Genomic DNA, 20,213 nt, shown 5'->3' on the forward strand with positions numbered 1-20,213 from the left:
ATCAGCCGAGGTCGAGCGAGGCCACCACCGGCGTATGGTCGGACGGCTGCTCCCAGCGGCGCGGTTCCTTGTCGATCAGGCAGGTGCTGCAATGCGCCGCCAGCGCGGGGGAGAGGAGGATATGGTCGATGCGCAGGCCCGCGTTGCGGCGGAAACCCATCATCCGGTAATCCCACCACGAAAACGTTTTCTCGGGCTGCTCGAACATGCGGAACGAGTCGACGAACCCCATCGCGATCAGCGCCTTGAACGCGTCGCGCTCCTGCGGTGAGACCAGGTTCTGGCCTTCCCACTTGGCGGGGTCATGGACGTCGCGGTCTTCGGGCGCGATGTTGAAATCGCCCAGCAGTGCGAGCTTCGGATACTTGACCATCTCGGCGCGCAGCCAGTCGGTCATCGCCTTGAGCCAGTCGAGCTTGTAGACGAACTTGTCGGATTCGAGAGACTGGCCGTTCGGGAAGTACGCGCTGATAAGCCGCACGTCGCCGTAGGTGCCGGCCACCACGCGCTGCTGTGCGTCCTCGTAACCGGGAATGTTGCGCACCACGTCGGTGGGCGCCGGCATGGTGCCGTCGCGCGCCACAATGGCCACGCCGTTATAGGTCTTCTGGCCCGTGTAGATGCTGTGGAAGCCGGCAGCTTCAAGCTCGGCCAGCGGGTACTTGTCGTCGGGGAGCTTCAATTCCTGCAAGCACAGCGCATCGACCGGCGTGCCGGCGGCGTCCTGCGCGGCAAGCCATTGCAGGACCTGGGGCAGGCGCACTTTCAGGGAGTTGACGTTCCAGCTCGCGATTCTCATGTGTAGCTCTGTCGTTTTTCTTTGGGGTGGTCCGGGCCGGACAGCATGCTAACCGCCCAGCAGGTCGCGCTGGTTCAGGATAGCGAAAGCGATTTCCGGATGCGTGTCCATGCTGCGCCGGATCGCAGCCGGAATGGCCTGCCGCGTCTTGCGGCACAGACCTGGCTGATCGGCCATCTCGATCCGAAAGCCACGCGTGGTGCGCACCACGTTGTCACTGGGCGTGATCGAGATTTCCATGCCGAGCAGGTCGCGCATCCTGGCCTGCATGCGCTGCAACTCGTCGAGGGTTGCGATGTTTTCCAGCCGTTCGACGAGCTTCTTTTCTTCCTGCTGTGTCAGTTGCAGGATACGCCGATCCGCTGAAGGATCGGCCAGCAATACCTCTCGGTTGCAGACGCAGGCGCCCGGCGGACATTCCTTGCGAATCGGGAAAGGAAGGTCCATGTGCCGGGCGCCCGTTGGCGGGGATCAGGCCGTGGCTGCCGCCGTCTCGGCCATGCCGCCGTGCCGCAGCAGCGCGTCGATCTGCGGTGCGCGGCCGCGGAACGCCACGAACGATTCCATCGCCGGGCGGCTGCCGCCCACCGACAGGATCTCGCGGCGATACCGCTCGCCCACATCGCTATCGAGCACGCTGCCGGACAGGTTACTGGCTTCTTCGAACGCGGCGTAGACGTCGGCGGACAGCACCTCGGCCCACTTGTAGCTGTAGTAACCCGCCGCATAGCCGCCCGCAAAAACGTGGCTGAACGTGTTCGGCCAGCGCGACAGCGCCGACTGCGGCACCACATGCTTGCTGTCGTTGATCTGGCGCGACAGTTCCAGCACCGATACCGGACCTTGCGGATCGTAATCGGTGTGCAGATGCATGTCGAACGACGAGTACACGATCTGGCGCAGCGTCATCATGCCGTTCTGGAAGTTCTTCGCAGCCAGCATGCGGTCGAACAGCACGCGCGGCAGCGGCGCGCCGGTCTCCACATGGGCCGTCATGGTTTCCAGCACCTCGTATTCCCAGCAGAAGTTCTCCATGAACTGCGACGGCAGTTCCACGGCATCCCATTCCACGCCATTGATGCCTGACACGCCGAGGTCGCCCACCTGCGTCAGCATGTGATGCAGGCCGTGGCCGAACTCGTGGAACAGCGTGATGACTTCGTCGTGCGTGAACAGTGCGGGCTTGCCACCGACCGGCGCCGTGAAGTTGCAGGTCAGGTAGGCCACCGGCGTTTGCACCGTGCCGTTGTCACGTTCCTTGCGGCCACGCGCATCGTCCATCCACGCGCCGCCACGCTTGCCTTCGCGTGCGTAAAGATCGATGTAGAACTGCGCCAGCAGGGCGCCCTGCGGCGACACCACGCGGAAGAGGCGCACCGACGGATGCCAGGTCTGGGCCGTATCCGGCTGGATACTGACCGAGAACAGCTTCTCGACCACGCCAAACAAGCCTTCCAGTACCTTCGGCTCCTGGAAGTACTGCTTCACCTCGTCATCGGAGAAGGCATAACGCTTCTGGCGCAGCTTTTCCGAGGCATAGGCCACGTCCCACGGCTCGATCTTGTCGAGGCCCAGTTCGGAGGCTGCAAACTGCTGCAGTTCCTTCCAGTCGCCTTCGGCGTACGGGCGGGCCTTGACGGCGAGTTCGTCGAGGAACTTCAGCACGTCGGCAGGAGACTCGGCCATCTTCGGCACGAGCGAGACTTCGCCATAGTTGGCATAGCCCAGCATCTGCGCTTCTTCCCGGCGCAGGGCCAGTTGGTCACGCATGTTCGTGGTGTTGTCCCAGTCGGCCTGGCCCTGGTTGTACTGGGGCCCGAGTTCGGACGCGCGCGTGACGCTGGCCTCGTACATCGTCCGGCGCAGTGCGCGGTCGTCGGCGTACTGCAGCACCGGGAAGTACGAAGGGAAGTGCAGCGTGAATTTGTATCCCGGCTTGCCGTCCTTCTCGGCGGCCAGCTTCGCGGCTTCCTGCGCATCGGCGGGAATGCCGGCCAGTCGTGCGCCATCCTCGATATGGAGTGCGTAGGCGTTGGTGGCGTCTAGCACATGGTCCGAGAATGCCTTGGACAGTTGGGCCTGCTCGTCCTGGATTTCGGCGAAGCGCGGCTTGCGGTCTTCAGCCAGTTCCGCACCGCCCAGACGGAAGCCGCGCAGTTCGTTTTCCAGCAACTGCTTGCGGGCCGGCGACAGTCCGGCGAACTCGGGGCCGGCGGCCACGGCCTTGTACTTCTCATACAGCGCCAGGCTTTGTCCCAGCGACGACCAGAATTCGGTCATGCGGGGCAGATTGTCGGTGTGCGCCTTGCGCAGTTCGGGTGTGTCCGCCACGGCGCTCAGGTGGCCGACCACGCCCCAGGCACGGCCCAGCGGTTCGGTGGCAGTTTCGAGCGCTTCGACGGCGCTGAGCCAGGTGGCTGGCGTGGCCGGGTCTTCGGCGCGGTCGACGGCGGCCTGGGCCTGGGCCAGCAGCACGTCCAGCGCGGGGGCGATGTGCTCGGGGCGGATCTCGGCAAAGCGCGGGAGATCGGAGAAATCGAGTAACGGGTTGTTGGCGCGGTCGGCGGTATCAGTCATGGCAATTCCCGGCTTGGTGTGCCGCGCGAAGGGGAGGTGGCGCGGCACGTTACCTGTGCAAGATGAGGCCTTTGAGGCCAAATATCCAGTACGACTTTGCTATCGGCGCGATTGAAGCGCCATCCGGGCGTGCCTCAGGCCAGTCCGGCTACGCGCTCGGCGGATTCCAGCGTGTTGATCAGCAGCATCGTGATCGTCATGGGACCCACGCCACCCGGCACTGGGGTGATGTAGCCAGCCACCTCGCCCACGCCGGCGAAGTCCACATCGCCGCATAGCTTGCCGGCATCGTCGCGATTCATGCCAACGTCGATCACGGCGGCGCCCGGCTTGACCATGTCGGCGGTGATGATGTTGCGGCGGCCCACGGCGGCCACGATGACATCGGCGTTACGGGTATGGGCGGCGAGGTCGCGCGTCTTGCTGTTGCAGATGGTGACCGTGGCGCCAGCTTGCAGCAGCATCATCGCCATCGGCTTGCCGACGATGTTCGACGCGCCCACCACCACGGCATTGGCGCCGCGCAGCGGGAACTGCACCGATTCCAGCATCTTCATGCAGCCGTACGGCGTGCAGGGGCGGAACAGCGGGGCGCCGGTCATCAGCGCACCGGCATTGGCCACGTGGAAACCGTCCACGTCCTTTTCCGGGGCGATGGCTTCCAGGACCTTGTGGCTGTCGATGTGCTTCGGCAGCGGCAGTTGCACCAGGATGCCGTGGATCTTCGGGTCATTGTTCAGCGCGTCGATGCGCGCCAGCAGGTCCGCTTCCGACAGGTCGGCCGGATAACGGTCCAGCGACGAGTGGAAACCGTTGTCCTCGCAGGCCTTCACCTTGTTGCGCACGTAGACCTGGCTGGCCGGGTCTTCGCCCACCAGCACGACGGCGAGGCCGGGTTGGTGGCCGGCGGCGGTCAGGCGGGCGGCGCGCTGGGCGGCTTCGGCGCGGATTTGTTTGGCGAGGGCGTTACCGTCGATCAGTTGTGCGGACATGGGATTCGTAGCGGGAATGACTGGAAAGGCGGGCGCCGGGCCGGGGGCGACGGCGCGAAACCGCGATTATAAAGGTTCCATGACGGGGCGAAGGCCTCCCGGCGGGCTTGATCACGTGCAAGCAGCGCTTGGACCCTCGCTGCTAGCATCCGGTTATGCACATCGAAGAATCTTCAATTCTGGCGTTCCTTGCAACCTGGCCGCTCCCGACGCTGGGCGTCGGGGTGCTGTTCTGGGCGCTGGTGCAGCGTCCGTGGCTGACCTTGCGGCGGGAAGCGCTCCAGCACGCGTGGCTAGGGTCGCTGGTTTTCCTGACGCTGCTGTGGTCTGCGCGCGCAACCGTGGGTGAGGGCGTGGTGATCCAGTTGATGGGCGCCTCGCTGGCAGTCACGATGTTCGGCCTGCCGTTGGCGATGGTGACGCTGGCGATCGTGGATGTGGTGTCGCTGCTGGGACTGGCCTACCTGTCGGGGAGAGGCTGGGCGCAGATCGACTGGGTGTCGCTGGGGCCGCGCTTCTTCTGGATGGCGCTGGTGCCGGGTGCGCTCACGGCAGCGCTGCAGGCCGCGCTACGGCGGTGGGTGCCGCGACATCCCTTCGTGTTCATTCTCGGGCACGGGTATTTCAGCGCTCTGGTCGCGGCCGTGGTGGCTGGCGGCTTGCGCGCGATCTGGCAAGTGCGGATGGGCGTGGCCCAGGGTGGACTCGGACTGGCCGACAGCCTGACCGGCGCGGTCATCATCGCGTTTGGCGAGGCGTTCCTGACGGGGATGCTGGTCGCGATTTTTGTCGTCTACCGGCCGCAGTGGCTGGTGACGTTTGATGAGGGGGAGTATTTGAGGGGGAGGTAGTCGAAGCCGAAACCGCTTCTAAACCGGCTCCCCTCTCCCGCTGTGCGGGAGAGGGGAGCAAACATGCAGCAGGGAACAAGAATCAGGCGTTACGCGACAACGCCAGTCTCAGCAGGTCCGCCACCGTGTTGACGTTGAGCTTTTCCATGATGTTGGCGCGGTGCGCCTCCACGGTCTTGATGGAAATACCCAGATCGTCGGCGATCTGCTTGTTCAGGCGGCCGGCCACGATGCGCTCCAGCACCTGTTGCTCGCGCGTGGTCAGCTTGCCGAGGAGGTCCTTGGCGGCGCGCTGTTCGCGGGCGGTGGAGTGGTCCGAGCGGGCCTTCAGCAGCATGCGCTCCACCAGCGCGCGCAGTTCGGATTCGTCGAACGGTTTCTCGATGAAGTCGATGGCGCCTTTCTTCATCGTGGAGACCGCCATCGGCACATCGCCGTGGCCGGTGATGAAGACGATCGGGATCTCGATGTTCTCGGCGATCATGCGCTCCTGCAGCTCGGGGCCGCTCATGCCGGGCATGCGCACGTCGAGGATCAGGCAGGACACGGCATTCGTGTCGTAGGCGGAGAGGAACTGCTCGGCGCTGTTGAAGCTGCGCACCTGATAGCCGTTGCCCTCCAGCAGCCAGGTCAGCGAGTCACGCATCGCTTCATCGTCATCGACGATATAGACGGTCTCGCCACGATGCGGCGTGGGGCTGGGCGTTGCGGTCATGAAGTCTCCTGGGGCAAAGTCGTTTGCAACGAAGTGTAACTGCATGCGGCGGCGCGCAACACCCCCGGCGGATCAAAGTCCGGACGGCCTCCCGATGCCCCGCGGCAGAGGGTCGTCCGGCATGCCAGGGATGCTCCCGTTACTGTTCGGTTAGCGCCGATTGCAGTGGCAGCGTGATTTTAAACGTACAGCCGATCCCGTCCACATTGTTTTCGACCCAGAGGCGTCCCTGGTGCGACTCAATGATCGAACGGCAGATGTTCAGGCCCATGCCCATGCCGTCGGACTTCGTACTGAAGAACGGCTCGAACAGGCGCTCCTTGGTGGCTTCGTCCACGCCCGGGCCTTGGTCGATGACGTCGATGCAGCAACATTGACCAAACTCAACGTTTTCGATGCGGGCATGCAAGCGGACCACACCGGTGGCGCGCATCGCGGGCAGGCCGGCCATGGCTTCCACGGCATTCTTGAGCAGATTGACCAGCACCTGTTCGATCAGCACCGGATCGACGTAGAGCATCAGCGGCGGGGCGGGCAGGCGGGTCAGGATGGTCACGCGGCGGCGCGTGGCTTCCAGATCGGCCAGTCCTACGGCGTCGGCCACGATGTCGTGCAGCGCGGCTTCCCGCCGTTGCGGCTGGCTACGCTTCACGAAACCGCGGATACGGCTGATGATCGTCCCGGCGCGCACTGCTTGTGCGGAGGTCTTCTCCAGCACCGGAATCAGGTCTTCGGGCGTGCTGCGGCCCGAGTGCAGGCGCGCCACGGCGCCCATGCAGTAGTTATTGATGGCCGCCAGCGGCTGGTTCAGTTCGTGCGCCAGCGATGATGCCATCTCGCCCATCGTCGTCAGGCGGCTCGTGAACTGGATGCGTTCCTCGTGCTGCCGCGCCATTTCCTCGGCTGCCTTGCGGACCGTGATGTCGGTGGCAATCTGCATCTGCGCCAGGTGGCCGTCCACCCACTGAATGTAGCGGCGGCGGACTTCGAACCACTTCTGCATGTCCGGCACGAACACTTCACGCGCGTCCGAGGCGTACGGCATCAGTTCCGAGGCGGGCAGGCCGGCGTACGCATCGACAAAGTCGGTGTTGTCGCTCGACATCTGGTCCTTGTCGAAATCGTCGCCGGCCAGTTTCAGGTGTCCTTCCGCCTCCCAGCCGAACAATTGGCGGTAGTAGCGGTTGGCGAACAGCAGTTCGGCCTTGTCGGTGGCCAGCACGGACACGGCGGCGTCCAGGCTCTCCAGCACGGTAGTGAAGCGATCGTGCGCGGCGGCCAGTTCCTCGCGGGCGCGCTTGGGCTCGGTGATGTCCGTCATCGAGCTCATCCAACCGGTATGGCGACCCCGGCTGTCCACCAGTGGGGAGACGTACATCCGGGCGAAGAAGCTGCTGCCATCCCGGCGCATGACGCGCATCTCGTAGCCGGTGGCGGGCGACTTGCCCTGGAGCGTCAGGTCGATCTGCTTCTGCATCTCCTGCTGGTCATTGGGCGGCCAGTAGGGGAAGGGCGGCACGCGGCCCACGAGATCGGCCTCGGTCCAGCCGGTCATGCGGCAGAACGCAGGGTTCACATAGGTGATACGGCCGTTGAGGTCCAGCGCACGGAGCCCGATCAGCATCGAGTTCTCCATCGCTCGCCGGAACGATGTCTCGGCCAGTAGCGCGCGCTGCGCCTCGGAGCGGCGGCTGGTGTGCCGCCACATGCTCCACAGGCTCCAGAGCAGGAAACACGACAGCCCCACCACCAGCCACAACAGCATGTTGTTGGGCAGGTTGGACGGCGGCGGATAGGCGTCGGCGCGCAGCGACAGCGAATGACCCGGCGGATCGAGAAGCACTTCGTACGACAGCGCGTTGCCCGGCACAGGCCGCACGGATGTACTCGCGCGCGTCTGGTTGTTCTTGTCGATCAGAGAAAAGCGGTAGCGCTCCGTCAGCTCTGGCGGCAGCAGATGGGTCAGGATGCCGTTGATCGAGTAGAGCGCGCCCAGCGTGCCCAGAAACTCGTTGTCGCGGACGATGGGTACTTCCATCAGCATGAAGCTGTCGCCGCGGTCGTTGGTCAGCGGCCGGGAGTAGACCACGCGCTGCGTCTCGCGGGCGGCGTCGAAGGTATCGAGTACCTCCGGCTCCAGCGGCTTGTCCACCGTTTCCCGGAGGCGGCCGGCGAACTCGGACGTGGACGGCAGCGACCAGCGCCCCTTACGGGTGGCGTCCAGCCAGTTGACGAAGACGATCTCTGGGTTCTCGCGCAGAATCTCCTGCGCGGCGGTCCGGTACGCACCCTGGTCCAGCTGCGCGGCAGCGATGTCGCGCGCCAGCGAGGCCATCTGGTCCTGGTTGCTCAGCAGCGAGAGCCGCACGCGTTGCTGGGCCCAGGCGGCATCGCGGTACAGCGCGTCGCGCTGCTGCTGCCGCTCGGTTTCGTGCAGCGACCATAGGATGACGCCCATCGCCACCGTGAACAGCACGATGGCCACGAGCGGGATGAACATAAACCAGCTCGTCGCCACCAGGTTGCGCCAGCGCAGGATCCAGAGCCGGCGCGGGGCTGGCGCCAGCGGCTCGGTGGTGTCGCCATGGTCGATGACATCCGCGCCGTGATCGGCGTGCGTGCCGGCATGACGGGCAGGGTGCGGGGAGGCGCCAGTGACGGATTCGCCTGCCGCGTCGGCGGCGCCGGAAGGCAGGATAGCCGTGCGTAGGCCGGAGAGGATTCGGTTGAGGAACTGCATAAGGGATTAACGGCTGACCGGCCAGTGTATCGAGATTATTGCGGTGCGTCGCTTGGGGAAACCGCCTATTCGCCACAAGGGATAGAAGACGATGCCTGGAGGTCGGAAACCCGGTTGCAGTGACGCTTTCTGGTGCACTGCCGCAATATTCCGCATTATAAAAAATGACTTCGTAATCTGAAAATTTCGCTTGTCAGCCGTTGCTGTGCTTCCATAGAATCGCTTCGACCGAATAAATGCGGGCGGGCGCCATGCGTTTGCCGAGGCCGAGATCCGGGCGAAAGCACCCACGAGAGGATCCGGGCACTGGCCAGAACCGATGCCAGGGCAAGAATAGCGTTCCGCCGCACGCGTCAGAATCGTCAGACCGAGCCAACCGGTCTCCCGCCATACCGTGGCGGACACCCGGGGCAGGAATTCACCAGGAGACAGTCATGTCCGCTGTACCAGAGCAGATCCTCGGCGCCAGCAGCGCCAACGACGCAGATCCCCAGGAAACGCATGAATGGCTGGATGCCCTGCAGGGCGTCCTGAAGGCGGAAGGCGCCGAACGCGCGGCCTTCCTGATCGACAAGCAGATCGAATACGCACGCGTGAATGGCGTGACGCAGCCGTTCCACGCCGAGACCCCGTATATCAATACGATCCCGGTGGAACTGCAGGCCCGCATTCCCGGCGACCAGGACGTGGAGCACCGTATCCGCTCGTACACGCGCTGGAACGCCATGGCCATGGTGCTGCGCGCCAACAAGCACACCAACGTCGGCGGCCACATTTCCTCGTTCGCCTCGGCGGCGACGCTCTATGACGTGGGCTACAACCACTTCTGGCGCGCGCCCTCGGAACAGAGCGGCGGCGACCTCGTCTTCGTGCAGGGCCACTCGGCTCCGGGCGTGTATTCGCGCGCCTTCCTGCTGGGCCGCCTGACGACCGAGCAACTGGACAACTTCCGCCAGGAAGTGGACGGCAAGGGCATCTCGTCGTACCCGCACCCGTGGCTGATGCCGGACTTCTGGCAGTTCCCGACCGTGTCGATGGGCCTGGGCCCGATCATGGCCATCTACCAGGCCCGTTTCATGAAGTACCTGGACAGCCGCGGCCTGGCCAAGGCTGGCGACCGCAAGGTCTGGGCGTTCCTGGGCGACGGCGAGACCGACGAGCCGGAATCGCTGGGCGCGATCGGCATGGCTGGCCGCGAGAAGCTGGACAACCTCGTCTTCGTGATCAACTGCAACCTGCAGCGCCTGGACGGTCCGGTGCGCGGCAACGGCAAGATCATCCAGGAACTGGAATCGGAATTCCGCGGTTCGGGCTGGAACGTGATCAAGGTGGTGTGGGGCAGCCGCTGGGACCAACTGCTGGCGCGCGACACCAAGGGCCTGCTGATGAAGCGGATGATGGAAGCCGTGGACGGCGAATATCAGACCTTCAAGGCCAAGGACGGCGCCTACGTGCGCGAGAACTTCTTTAATACGCCGGAACTGAAGGCCATGGTGGCCGACTGGTCCGACGACGACATCTGGCGCCTGAACCGTGGCGGCCACGATCCGCACAAGGTCTACGCCGCCTACAAGGCTGCCAGCGAGCACAAGGGCCAGCCGACGCTGATCCTGGCCAAGACCATCAAGGGCTATGGCATGGGCGATGCGGGCCAGGCCATGAACGTGGCCCACCAGCAGAAGAAGATGCCGGTGGACGCCATCCGCGCGTTCCGCGACCAGTTCAGCATCCCGGTGCCGGACGACAAGCTCGAGGAAGTGCCGTACCTGACCTTCGAGGAAGGCTCGAAGGAACTGGAATACATGCGCCAGGCGCGTATGAACCTGGGCGGCTACCTGCCTACCCGCCGCCAGAAGGCCGAAGCGCTCAAGGTGCCCGAACTGACGGCGTTCGACGCGCTGCTCAAGGCCACCGGCGAAGGCCGCGAAGTGTCCACCACGATGGCCTTCGTCCGTATCCTGAACACGCTGCTCAAGGACAAGCAGATTGGCAAGCACGTGGTGCCTATCGTCCCGGACGAGTCGCGCACGTTCGGCATGGAAGGCCTGTTCCGCCAAGTCGGCATCTGGAACCAGCAGGGCCAGAAGTATGTGCCGGAAGACCACGACCAACTGATGTTCTACAAGGAATCGCAGACGGGTCAGGTCCTGCAGGAAGGCATCAACGAAGCCGGCGCCATGTGCGACTGGATCGCCGCCGCCACGTCGTACTCGACGCATGGCGTGCAGATGATTCCGTTCTACATCTACTACTCGATGTTCGGCATCCAGCGTATCGGCGACCTGTGCTGGGCCGCTGCCGACATGCGCTCACGCGGCTTCCTGCTGGGCGGCACCGCCGGCCGGACCACGCTGAACGGCGAGGGCCTGCAGCACGAGGACGGTCATTCGCACGTCTTCCACGCCGCGATTCCGAACTGCATCTCGTATGACCCGACGTTCCAGTACGAACTGGCCGTGATCATGCAGGATGGCCTGCGCCGCATGTATGCAGAGCAGGAAGACGTGTATTACTACCTGACGGTGATGAACGAGAACTACGAGCACCCGGAAATGCCGGCCGGCTCGGAGAAGGACATCGTCAAGGGCATGTACCTGTTCCGCAAGGGTGTGGAAAACAGCAATGCGCCGCGCGTGCAGCTGCTGGGTTCGGGCACGATCTTCCGCGAGGTGATTGCCGCCGCCGAGATGCTCAAGAAGGACTGGGGCGTGGAATCGGACATCTGGAGCTGCCCGAGCTTCACCGAACTGGCCCGTGAAGGCCATGCCACGGAACGCTTCAACCTGCTACATCCGACCGAGACGCCGCGCGAATCGTTCGTCGCGCAGAAGCTCAAGGGCGTGCGCGGCCCGGTCATCGCCTCGACCGACTACATCCGTGCGTTCGCCGAGCAGATCCGCTCGTTCGTGCCGCGCCGCTATGTGGTGCTGGGCACCGACGGCTTCGGCCGCTCGGATACCCGCGAGAAGCTGCGCCACTTCTTTGAAGTGGACCGTAACTGGGTGACGGTGGCCGCGCTGAAGGCGCTGGCCGACGAAGGTGCGATCGGTCGCGAAAAGGTGGCGGAAGCCATCAAGAAGTACAACCTCGACCCGAACAAGCCGAACCCGATGTCGGTCTGACCCCGGACTTGCACGACTGAACCCCCCGCAGCACGGCATGCCGCCGTGCCGTGGGCGCCCCCGGCTGGACCGGCGGTGCCCACGGCCGCTGGTGATGCGCGGCAGCGTGACAGATGCGTGAGGCCGGAGTAACCTCGCCGATTGCGTTTGTCCGATTGTCGCTACGTCGCCAACAACCAGGGTGCCGGCTGCCCAGGAGAGACACTGAATGAGTCAAGCGATTGAAATCAAGGTGCCGGATATCGGCGACTACGACGCCGTTCCCGTCATCGAAGTCCATGTGAAGCCGGGCGACGTCATCAACGCGGAAGACGCGCTGGTGACGCTGGAGTCAGACAAGGCCACGATGGATGTGCCGTCGCCGCAGGCCGGCACGGTCAAGGAAGTCAAGATCAAGGTGGGCGACAACGTGGCCGAGGGCTCGATCCTCGTCATGCTGGAACCTGCAGGCGCGAGCGCCGCTGCGCCCGCACCGGCGGCTGCCCCGGCACCCGCACCGGCGCCAGCCGCCGCTGCCCCGGCACCCGCTCCGGCCGCTGCTGCGCCGGCCCCGGCTGCCGCGCCTGCCGGCGGTGGCATCGTCGAGGTGAAGGTGCCCGACATCGGCGACTACGACGCCGTTCCCGTCATCGAAGTCCATGTGAAGCCGGGCGACACCATCAACGCGGAAGACGCGCTGGTGACGCTGGAATCCGACAAGGCCACGATGGATGTGCCTGCCCCGCAAGGCGGCACGGTCAAGGAAGTCAAGGTCAAGGTTGGCGATAACGTGGCCCAGGGCACGCTGATCCTGATTCTCGAAGCCGCTGGCGCGGCGGGTGCTGCCGCTGCAGCGCCGGCTCCTGCCCCGGCTGCAGCACCTGCTGCCGCACCGTCCGCGGCTCCCGCTGCATCGGCATCGGCACCGGCTCCGGCCCCCGCGCCAGCAGCCGCACCGGCTCAGGGCGTGACCGGCAAGGCCGCCCACGCCAGCCCGTCCGTGCGCAAGTTCGCGCGGGAACTGGGTGTGGATGTGTCGCGCGTACCGGGTTCCGGTCCGAAGGGCCGCATCACGCAGCAGGACGTGCAGAACTTCGTCAAGGGCGTGATGAGCGGCCAGACCGCTGCGCCGGCTGCTGCTGCGTCTGCTGGCGGTTCGGGCGTGGGTCTGGATCTGCTGCCGTGGCCGAAGGTCGATTTCACGCGCTTCGGCGAGGTGGAATCCAAGCCGCTGTCGCGCATCAAGAAGATCTCGGGCGCCAACCTGCACCGCAACTGGGTCATGATCCCGCACGTCACGAACTGCGACGAGGCGGACATCACTGAGCTCGAAGCGTTCCGCGTGAAGCTGAACAAGGAAAACGAGAAGTCCGGCATCAAGGTCACGATGCTGGCGTTCATGATCAAGGCCACGGTGGCGGCGCTGAAGAAGTTCCCGAACTTCAATGCCTCGCTCGACGGCGACAATCTGGTGCTGAAGAAGTACTTCAACATCGGTTTCGCTGCCGATACGCCGAACGGCCTGGTCGTGCCGGTCATCAAGGACGCCGACAAGAAGGGCGTGCTGGAGATCAGCCAGGAAATGGGCGAACTGGCCAAGCTGGCGCGCGACGGCAAGCTGAAGCCGGATCAGATGCAGGGCGGCTGCTTCTCGATCTCGTCGCTGGGCGGCATCGGCGGCACGTACTTCACGCCGATCATCAATGCGCCGGAAGTGGCCATCATGGGCGTGTGCAAGTCGTACATGAAGCCGGTCTGGGACGGCAAGCAGTTCGTGCCGCAACTAACGCTGCCGCTGTCGCTGTCGTGGGATCACCGCGTGATCGACGGCGCCGAGGCTGCACGCTTCAATACGTACTTCGCCGCGTTGCTGGCCGATTTCCGCCGCATCTTGCTGTAAGCGGTCGCTTAAACATGATTCTGGCGTCGTTGCGCGGCCTTGCCGTACCACTTGTACTGTCTGCGGCCGCGCGCCTAGCCAGAACCGCTTCGCTTCATGTTGAAGCAACCGCAACGCACGCCGGCAATGCCGGCGTGCGAAGAGTCAAAGTAACGTAGGGGGCGAGCCATGACGACCTGCGTTGTCGTACGTAAGGGTGACGAGGTGGCGATCGCGGCCGATGCGCTGGTGACGTTTGGCGATACGCGGCTGTCGCGTGCCTACGAGCGCAACCAGAAGGTGATTCCCGTGGGCGAGAGTTTCGTCGCGCTGGCGGGTACCACCGCGCATTTTCCGGTCATGCGCGCACTGCTGACGGGCATGGGCGACGAATGCCGCCTGATGAGCCGCGACGAGGTGTTCCGAACCTTCCTCAAAGTGCATGAAAAGCTCAAGAACGAGTATTTCATCAACACCAAGGAAGACGACGACGACCCCTACGAGTCATCGCAGATCGTTTGCCTGATCGCCAATCCGGGCGGCATCTATGGCGTTTATTCCTATCGCGAGGTGTTTTCGTTCGACCGTTTCTGGGGCATCGGATCGGGGCGCAACTATGCGCTGGGCGCGATGCACGCGGTCTACGACATGCCGGGCATGGATGCCGGCGCGATCGCGCGGATAGGTGTGGATGCCGGGATCGAGTTCGACAAGAGTTCGGCGGGTCCGATCGATGTGCATACGGTGAAGCTCCAGCAGCAGACTGAACAGCCCCAGCAGCCGGCGCAACAGGACGGCTCGGCAACCAACAACGACGGCGCGGCCTGAGCCCCCAGGCGGGCAGGGCGCGCATCCCAGGAGGAAAGCATGAGTGTGATCGAAGTCAAAGTGCCGGATATCGGCGATTTCGACGCGGTGGAAGTGATCGAAGTGCTGGTCAAGGCCGGCGATACGGTCGAGGAAGAACAGTCGCTGCTCGTGCTCGAGAGCGACAAGGCCAGCATGGAAGTGCCGTCGTCGTCGGCTGGCAAGATCGTGGACGTCAAGGTCAAGGTGGGTGACAAGGTGGCCAAGGGCACTGTCATCTGCACGATCGAAGGCGGCGCCGCGGCTGCACCGGCGCCCGCACCCGCGGCTGCACCGGCTCCTGCTGCCGCTCCGGCGGCATCGGCTCCTGCCGCCGCACCCGTGGCTGGCAAGCACAGCGGCTCGGCCGATATCCAGTGCGACATGCTCGTGCTGGGCGCGGGCCCCGGCGGCTACTCGGCAGCGTTCCGCGCAGCCGATCTGGGCATGAACACGGTACTGGTGGAGCGCTACGGCACGCTCGGCGGCGTCTGCCTGAACGTGGGCTGCATCCCGTCGAAGGCGCTGCTGCACAATGCGGCCGTGATCGACGAAGCCAAGGCACTGGCCGCGCACGGCATCCTGTTCGGCGAAGCCAAGATCGACCTGGACGGCCTGCGCCACTACAAGGAAAGCGTCGTCAACAAGCTGACGGGCGGGCTGGCCGGCATGGCCAAGGCGCGCAAGGTGCAGACTGTGCGCGGTATCGGCACGTTCCTGGACCCGAACCACCTCGAAGTGCAGGAAACCGAGGGCGACGCCAAGGCGACCACGGGCAAGAAGACCGTGATCCGCTTTGAAAAGGCGATCATCGCGGCCGGTAGCCAGGCTGTGAAGCTGCCGTTCATCCCTGAAGATCCGCGCATTTTCGATTCGACTGGCGCGCTGGAACTGCGCGACATCCCGAACAAGATGCTGGTTATCGGCGGCGGCATCATCGGCCTGGAAATGGCCACGGTGTACAGCACGCTGGGCGCCCGCATCGACGTGGTGGAAATGCTCGACGGCCTGATGCAGGGCGCGGACCGCGACCTCGTCAAGGTCTGGGACAAGATGAACAAGCATCGCTTCGACAACGTGATGCTCAAGACCAAGACGGTTGGCGTGGAAGCCAAGCCGGATGGCATCTATGTGAAGTTCGAAGGCGAGGGCGCGCCCGCCGAGCCGGTGCGCTACGACGCCGTGCTGGTGTCCGTGGGCCGCACGCCCAACGGCAAGAAGATCGGCGCCGAGAAGGCTGGCGTGGCTGTGACCGACCGTGGCTTCATCGACGTCGACAAGCAACTGCGCACCAACGTGCCGCACATCTTCGCCATCGGCGACATCGTCGGCCAACCGATGCTGGCACACAAGGCCGTGCATGAAGCCCACGTGGCCGCCGAAGCCGCCCACGGGGAGAAGGCGTACTTCGACGTGAAACAGATTCCGTCGGTGGCCTACACCGATCCGGAAGTGGCCTGGGCCGGCCTGACGGAAGAACAGTGCAAGGCGCAGGGCATCAAGTACGGCAAGGGCACGTTCCCGTGGGCCGCATCAGGCCGCGCCATCGCCAATGGCCGCGACGAAGGCTTCACCAAGCTGATCTTCGACGAGGAAACCCACCGCATCATCGGCGGCGGCATCGTCGGCACCCACGCGGGCGACCTGATCAGCGAAGTCTGCCTGGCCATCGAGATGGGCGCGGACGCAGTGGATATCGGCAAGACGATCCACCCGCACCCGACGCTGGGCGAATCGATCGGCATGGCTGCGGAGATTTACGAAGGGGTGTGCACCGATGTGCCACCGCCGCGCAAGCGTTGAGTTTGGTTGTTGGATGAGAAAAACCCGCCGGAAGGCGGGTTTTTCTTTAGTGCCGCGATATCAGTATCGATACGCCACCTGCAACCCGGTTGTCACTCCTGCCGTATGCAGGCGCTCCGGCTTGTCAACCGGCATTCCGACAAACGCGTCGTACGATAGGCTGCCCAGCCTTGAGGTGCCGAATCCTCCGCGGAAGCCAATGACGGCGCCGGCTAGCTGCGTTCCTGCTTGGTTGCGCGTGGTGGGTCCAGCCACCCGCCCATAATCGAGCCCGGCATAGAACGCCTGTCCCGTGGCTAGTGGGACCTGCAATTCGTTGCGCCAGTAAAATCCCCTCTCGCCAGCCAGCATGCTTTCCCCATCGAAACCTCGCACCGTATAGCGGCTGCCGATCGTCAGGTTGTCGACGTAATAGAGACGATCATCGGTATATTGCCCCCGTACCGTCGTGATGTAGCGGAAAGGCAAATTGGCAAGCTTGAACGGCACCGAGAAATTGGCGTCTAGAACCATCATCCGATACCGCCATGTTGGGCCGCCGTTCACGGCCAACAGGTCGTCTTGCGCGCCCAAAGCCCCGAGACCCTGGCGGTAAGACAGCGTGGCATCGAGTTGGGACCGGCCGAGATAGTGACGATCCGTCAGGCCAAGTTCCAGGATCGTATTATTCCGCCGCTGGTGCGAGATTTCGGAGTCCTCGATGAAGCTCCGGCCGAATCGACGCGTCAAACGCATGTGCATGCCGAGCACGTCGTTTTGGCTGCGGTGCAATACCCGATGCAGTTTGAGATCGATATTCTCCGACTTGCCGCTGGATATGAACGTCTGATTGGCGCCCGCGATCTGCTGGAAGTAGTTGCTGCTGGAAGCTGAGAGGGTGGCGGTCCAGTATCCCCAGGGAATCGAGTAAAAAGTGTTCCAGCCCCGGGTACCAAACTCCTTGTCCTCGACCATCACGTCCTGACTGAAACCGACGTTGAAAATGTCGCTCAGGCCCAGCGGATTGTCGATGCCCAGACTTAGATTTCCCTGCCATTTGCCCGTCGAGCGCGATCCCGAATTATCGACAGACGCCACCAGCGTCCACGGCTTGCCGCGTTTGACCGTGATTACCACATCGCTGAGGCCCGGAACGGGCGTCGGCATGATCTGCATGTCCACGTCCTGACTGGCAACGCGTTTCATCTGCTCCAGCCCTTGTTCAAGATCGCGCAAATTCAGCAACTGGCCGGCCGAGGTCGGGAAAGCCGCGCTCCAAGTGCCCCACAAGTCCGGCTTGCTGAAACGGATCTCGCCGATCACACCGGGAATCAGCGCCAGTTTCAGCGTGCCCGACGTCAGGTCCTGCTCGGGCACCAACACGCGCGTGGTCACATAGCCCCGCGAGAGAATCGTTCGGGACAACTCCTTGATCAGCATGCCGACGCCCTGGCTGCCCAGGCATTCTCCTTGGTAGTGATCCAGCCAGAGCTGGGCAAAGGCAAACGGATCCATCGGCAGGGCCGAGGCGCCGCCGGCTTGCAGATAGACGGGGAGATCGGAGGGAACTTCCAATACGAAACGCTGAACCGGAAAGCAGGGCGCTTCCTTCGGCATCGACGGGCGCTCGGCATGCTCGGTCGCGGGGGCGAGTACTGATGGTGCGTTCACCGCGGCGCTACGCTCACGCGCCTCCTGCTGCTGGCGATGGCGTTGTTCCTGCTCGGCATTATTCAGGGCCGCCGCTTGCCGGGGAACTGGCAGGGTCTGGGCGTTGATGGAATTTGAAGTGCCAAGGAGGCTGATGGCCAGCGAAGCAACGGTGGCAATTTTGGTGAGTTTTAGAAACATCGGCGTTGGAGGGGCCAGAGGGGGCGTCCGGGCCGGTTAAAAAGTGAATGAGTTCGAGTGGCGGTTCTGAACGTACGTATTAATTTATTCTTTATTTAAATGGTTTATTTTTTGCGTCTTAAAGCATATAAGAGGGGCTCATTCTCTCCTATTGCAAATATGACTTTGCAAAGTCCGGCAATTATTGCGGAGCAACCTACTCGCTGAAGGCTTATGCGACAGAAATAGTAAAAGATATCTGTATTCGAGCATACGTGACGCGCCAGTTCATTTGCCATCCCCGTAATGATTTTTTGGCGACTCGAATGATTCGAGAGGGTCACTGAGTAACCCGGCTCTTCTTAATGGTTTCCGTAGATTTTTTGCGAAGATAACAAAAAATATAAGAAACAATGGCGCGCCGAAATATAGTAAAGATTCATTCTCTACAATTTCAAAAATTCCAGCGATCAAAAATGACCAAAATCCAGTACCAAACGCTGCAGCCACCACAATGGTAGATGCGATTTGAAATCTAGCATACGGGGCTTGCTATTTCATTTTGATTCTCCGGTTAATTCGCCGCCGCTCAATATAATTCCGAATTACTTGGTCAAAAACATTCTATCTTTTGAATATATTGGCCACCACAGATAAAAATCCCAAGATTGCTCCGACCAGTGCCACTATTCCAATATCTGCCAAAAAAGATTCAGACACCCCGTTTCGCCAAGGTGCGCCAGCTAGTAGAAGCTGAAAAAGCGATGGTTAGGAGTAGCCTTGGCATTGTCAGGTCAGGCCGCACCATGACGGATGGTTGTAAAATATCGTGGTAAATAATGGATCAATGGCGAGATCTAAAAATGCGATGAGAACGACGACCCCGAAGGAATGCAGCAATGTCATGGGGAATGCAATGCGAATCCATGTGCGATATTGCGCTTTCATTTCTAATTCTTCTGTAGATATTTTTCACGCCACGGATGTTTGTTTGGTCAATCCTTCCCTGGGGTGTCGTGTGATCGTAAGAACGAATGTCCACATGCTCGGCAGCTTTTTGCGGAGAGGTCGACATAAGGCATGGGGTGCCCTAATGGAATGCGACTGCAAAATGGGCAGCGGTACATTTTTACTATCGACAAAAACAAGATTGCCACATATATTAAGATATAAAATACCGAAAGGTACTTGTGAGATTCAGGGAGAAAATTTAGAAAATATCCACCCAGAAATCCAATTGCCATGAAAGATATTATTGCATAACGAATTGCATTGAATTTTTTTATTGTTTGAATATCGGATTTCATGATTATTTCCTTTTATAGCTGAATTCAAATAGGTTTGCTTTTGCTTCCGCACCAACCCCAGTGGTCGGCGAAATTCCCGCACCAATCCTTGCCTCCCCGTATGTACCAGTTTCAGGTTTATTTTTGATATTGGAGTAGAGTCCCCCACCAACACCTATTTGTCCCGAAACTGGACCAAAAAATACATTTCCGGCCGCCGATGAGCCAATGCGATAATCGCCAGATTTGGCATCATCGTCGTACCTGAAAATATCAGCATTGGCCCCATGACTCGTACCTCTCATCCAACCATGGGCTCCGATCCCTACGCCAAGCCCTAACTTGGTCGCAGTCGGCGAAATACCGGTGAATCCAATCTCTATTTCTCCACCGACTCCAAGATAGATGCCTGCACTTACTGCCCAAGGTTGAGGCTTAAGATCGGGGGTGTGACTGACATTTAGTGCGCGCTGCTCTACTGTAGGGCTTCCGTCGGTACTGCCATAGAGAGTTGTATTCCTTCGCTCCGCATCTGTCGCGTTGAACAGGTCGCCGCCATGCATCGAAATAAACTCCGTCGCAGCACGATCTGCACCGGGCGCCTTATTGGCTACGGAATCAACCAGCCGATATCCACCTGACAGCAACATATTCTCAGCGTCAGAAACCGAAATTGGATCGCCCGTCTTCTCCGCATAAAACTCCGCAAACTCCTTGGCGTTGTCCTTCGCCCATTTGCGTTCGTCCGGATGCAACTGCCGATTAAACCGATCCACGTTCGCCCCCGTAGCCGCACCAGATCCACCCCCCACAGC

The 20,213-nt window shown here is 62.3% G+C and carries 14 protein-coding genes; 5 read left to right on the top strand and 9 right to left on the bottom strand.

The window, feature by feature from the left end; translation table 11 throughout:
- Position 1: 1 nt before the first annotated feature.
- From xth to folD, 4 genes are all read right to left on the bottom strand, one after another.
- On the bottom strand, positions 2-799 hold the full coding sequence (gene xth, locus FFS21_RS16195; protein WP_137925805.1) for an exodeoxyribonuclease III: 798 nt from the start codon (positions 797-799) through the stop codon (positions 2-4).
- 48 nt (positions 800-847) lie between these two features.
- The gene (locus tag FFS21_RS16200; protein WP_137925806.1) at positions 848-1,246 is read right to left on the bottom strand and encodes a hypothetical protein; all 399 of its coding nucleotides are present in this window, start codon (positions 1,244-1,246) and stop codon (positions 848-850) included.
- Between the two features lie 24 nt (positions 1,247-1,270).
- Positions 1,271-3,376, bottom strand: coding sequence for a M3 family metallopeptidase (locus FFS21_RS16205; protein ID WP_137925807.1), 2,106 nt, complete (start codon positions 3,374-3,376; stop codon positions 1,271-1,273).
- A 134-nt stretch (positions 3,377-3,510) separates the two neighbouring features.
- A complete protein-coding gene (folD, locus tag FFS21_RS16210; protein WP_137925808.1) occupies positions 3,511-4,368 on the bottom strand; it encodes a bifunctional methylenetetrahydrofolate dehydrogenase/methenyltetrahydrofolate cyclohydrolase FolD in 858 nt (285 codons plus the stop codon).
- Between the two features lie 155 nt (positions 4,369-4,523).
- Here folD and FFS21_RS16215 point away from each other — a divergent pair, with 155 nt between their 5' ends.
- The gene (locus FFS21_RS16215) at positions 4,524-5,219 is read left to right on the top strand and encodes an energy-coupling factor ABC transporter permease (protein ID WP_137925809.1); all 696 of its coding nucleotides are present in this window, start codon (positions 4,524-4,526) and stop codon (positions 5,217-5,219) included.
- A gap of 82 nt (positions 5,220-5,301) precedes the next feature.
- On the opposite strand, the gene FFS21_RS16220 is transcribed toward FFS21_RS16215, so the two are convergent.
- Complete coding sequence (locus FFS21_RS16220) at positions 5,302-5,934, bottom strand: response regulator transcription factor (protein ID WP_137925810.1); 633 nt, start codon at positions 5,932-5,934, stop codon at positions 5,302-5,304.
- A 139-nt stretch (positions 5,935-6,073) separates the two neighbouring features.
- A complete protein-coding gene (locus tag FFS21_RS16225; protein ID WP_137925811.1) occupies positions 6,074-8,674 on the bottom strand; it encodes a PAS domain-containing sensor histidine kinase in 2,601 nt (866 codons plus the stop codon).
- A gap of 434 nt (positions 8,675-9,108) precedes the next feature.
- Here FFS21_RS16225 and aceE point away from each other — a divergent pair, with 434 nt between their 5' ends.
- From aceE to lpdA, 4 genes are all read left to right on the top strand, one after another.
- A complete protein-coding gene (aceE, locus tag FFS21_RS16230) occupies positions 9,109-11,796 on the top strand; it encodes a pyruvate dehydrogenase (acetyl-transferring), homodimeric type (protein ID WP_137925812.1) in 2,688 nt (895 codons plus the stop codon).
- 208 nt (positions 11,797-12,004) lie between these two features.
- Positions 12,005-13,675, top strand: coding sequence for a dihydrolipoyllysine-residue acetyltransferase (aceF, locus tag FFS21_RS16235; protein ID WP_137925813.1), 1,671 nt, complete (start codon positions 12,005-12,007; stop codon positions 13,673-13,675).
- Between the two features lie 168 nt (positions 13,676-13,843).
- Positions 13,844-14,482, top strand: a complete 639-nt coding sequence (locus FFS21_RS16240) for an Ntn hydrolase family protein (RefSeq protein WP_237380070.1) — start codon at positions 13,844-13,846, stop codon at positions 14,480-14,482.
- Positions 14,483-14,521: 39 nt separating this feature from the next.
- Positions 14,522-16,303 carry a dihydrolipoyl dehydrogenase gene (gene lpdA / locus FFS21_RS16245; RefSeq protein WP_137925814.1) on the top strand — a complete coding sequence of 594 codons (1,782 nt, stop codon included), beginning with the start codon at positions 14,522-14,524 and terminating at the stop codon, positions 16,301-16,303.
- A gap of 60 nt (positions 16,304-16,363) precedes the next feature.
- Here the strand turns inward: lpdA and FFS21_RS16250 are convergent, their stop codons facing one another.
- The 3 genes from FFS21_RS16250 to FFS21_RS16255 all read right to left on the bottom strand — a co-directional run.
- Positions 16,364-18,133, bottom strand: a complete 1,770-nt coding sequence (locus FFS21_RS16250; protein ID WP_137925815.1) for a ShlB/FhaC/HecB family hemolysin secretion/activation protein — start codon at positions 18,131-18,133, stop codon at positions 16,364-16,366.
- Positions 18,134-18,901: 768 nt separating this feature from the next.
- Positions 18,902-19,060 (bottom strand): hypothetical protein, encoded by a 159-nt coding sequence (locus FFS21_RS32035; protein ID WP_171020426.1) that lies wholly within the window; start codon positions 19,058-19,060, stop codon positions 18,902-18,904.
- A 361-nt stretch (positions 19,061-19,421) separates the two neighbouring features.
- On the bottom strand, positions 19,422-20,213 hold a 792-nt coding region (locus FFS21_RS16255; RefSeq protein WP_212745245.1), incomplete at its 5' end, for a hypothetical protein.

This window comes from Cupriavidus sp. 2SB, assembly GCF_005503625.1.
Lineage (GTDB): Bacteria > Pseudomonadota > Gammaproteobacteria > Burkholderiales > Burkholderiaceae > Cupriavidus.

Coding starts and splice junctions, on each gene's coding strand:
- FFS21_RS16220 (WP_137925810.1), bottom strand. CDS start 5,934: ATGACCGCAACGCCCAGCCCCACGCCGCATCGTGGCGAGACCGTCTAT.
- FFS21_RS32035 (WP_171020426.1), bottom strand. CDS start 19,060: ATGAAAGCGCAATATCGCACATGGATTCGCATTGCATTCCCCATGACA.
- lpdA (WP_137925814.1), top strand. CDS start 14,522: ATGAGTGTGATCGAAGTCAAAGTGCCGGATATCGGCGATTTCGACGCG.
- folD (WP_137925808.1), bottom strand. CDS start 4,368: ATGTCCGCACAACTGATCGACGGTAACGCCCTCGCCAAACAAATCCGC.
- aceF (WP_137925813.1), top strand. CDS start 12,005: ATGAGTCAAGCGATTGAAATCAAGGTGCCGGATATCGGCGACTACGAC.
- FFS21_RS16240 (WP_237380070.1), top strand. CDS start 13,844: ATGACGACCTGCGTTGTCGTACGTAAGGGTGACGAGGTGGCGATCGCG.
- FFS21_RS16225 (WP_137925811.1), bottom strand. CDS start 8,674: ATGCAGTTCCTCAACCGAATCCTCTCCGGCCTACGCACGGCTATCCTG.
- FFS21_RS16215 (WP_137925809.1), top strand. CDS start 4,524: ATGCACATCGAAGAATCTTCAATTCTGGCGTTCCTTGCAACCTGGCCG.
- FFS21_RS16205 (WP_137925807.1), bottom strand. CDS start 3,376: ATGACTGATACCGCCGACCGCGCCAACAACCCGTTACTCGATTTCTCC.
- FFS21_RS16200 (WP_137925806.1), bottom strand. CDS start 1,246: ATGGACCTTCCTTTCCCGATTCGCAAGGAATGTCCGCCGGGCGCCTGC.
- FFS21_RS16250 (WP_137925815.1), bottom strand. CDS start 18,133: ATGTTTCTAAAACTCACCAAAATTGCCACCGTTGCTTCGCTGGCCATC.
- aceE (WP_137925812.1), top strand. CDS start 9,109: ATGTCCGCTGTACCAGAGCAGATCCTCGGCGCCAGCAGCGCCAACGAC.
- xth (WP_137925805.1), bottom strand. CDS start 799: ATGAGAATCGCGAGCTGGAACGTCAACTCCCTGAAAGTGCGCCTGCCC.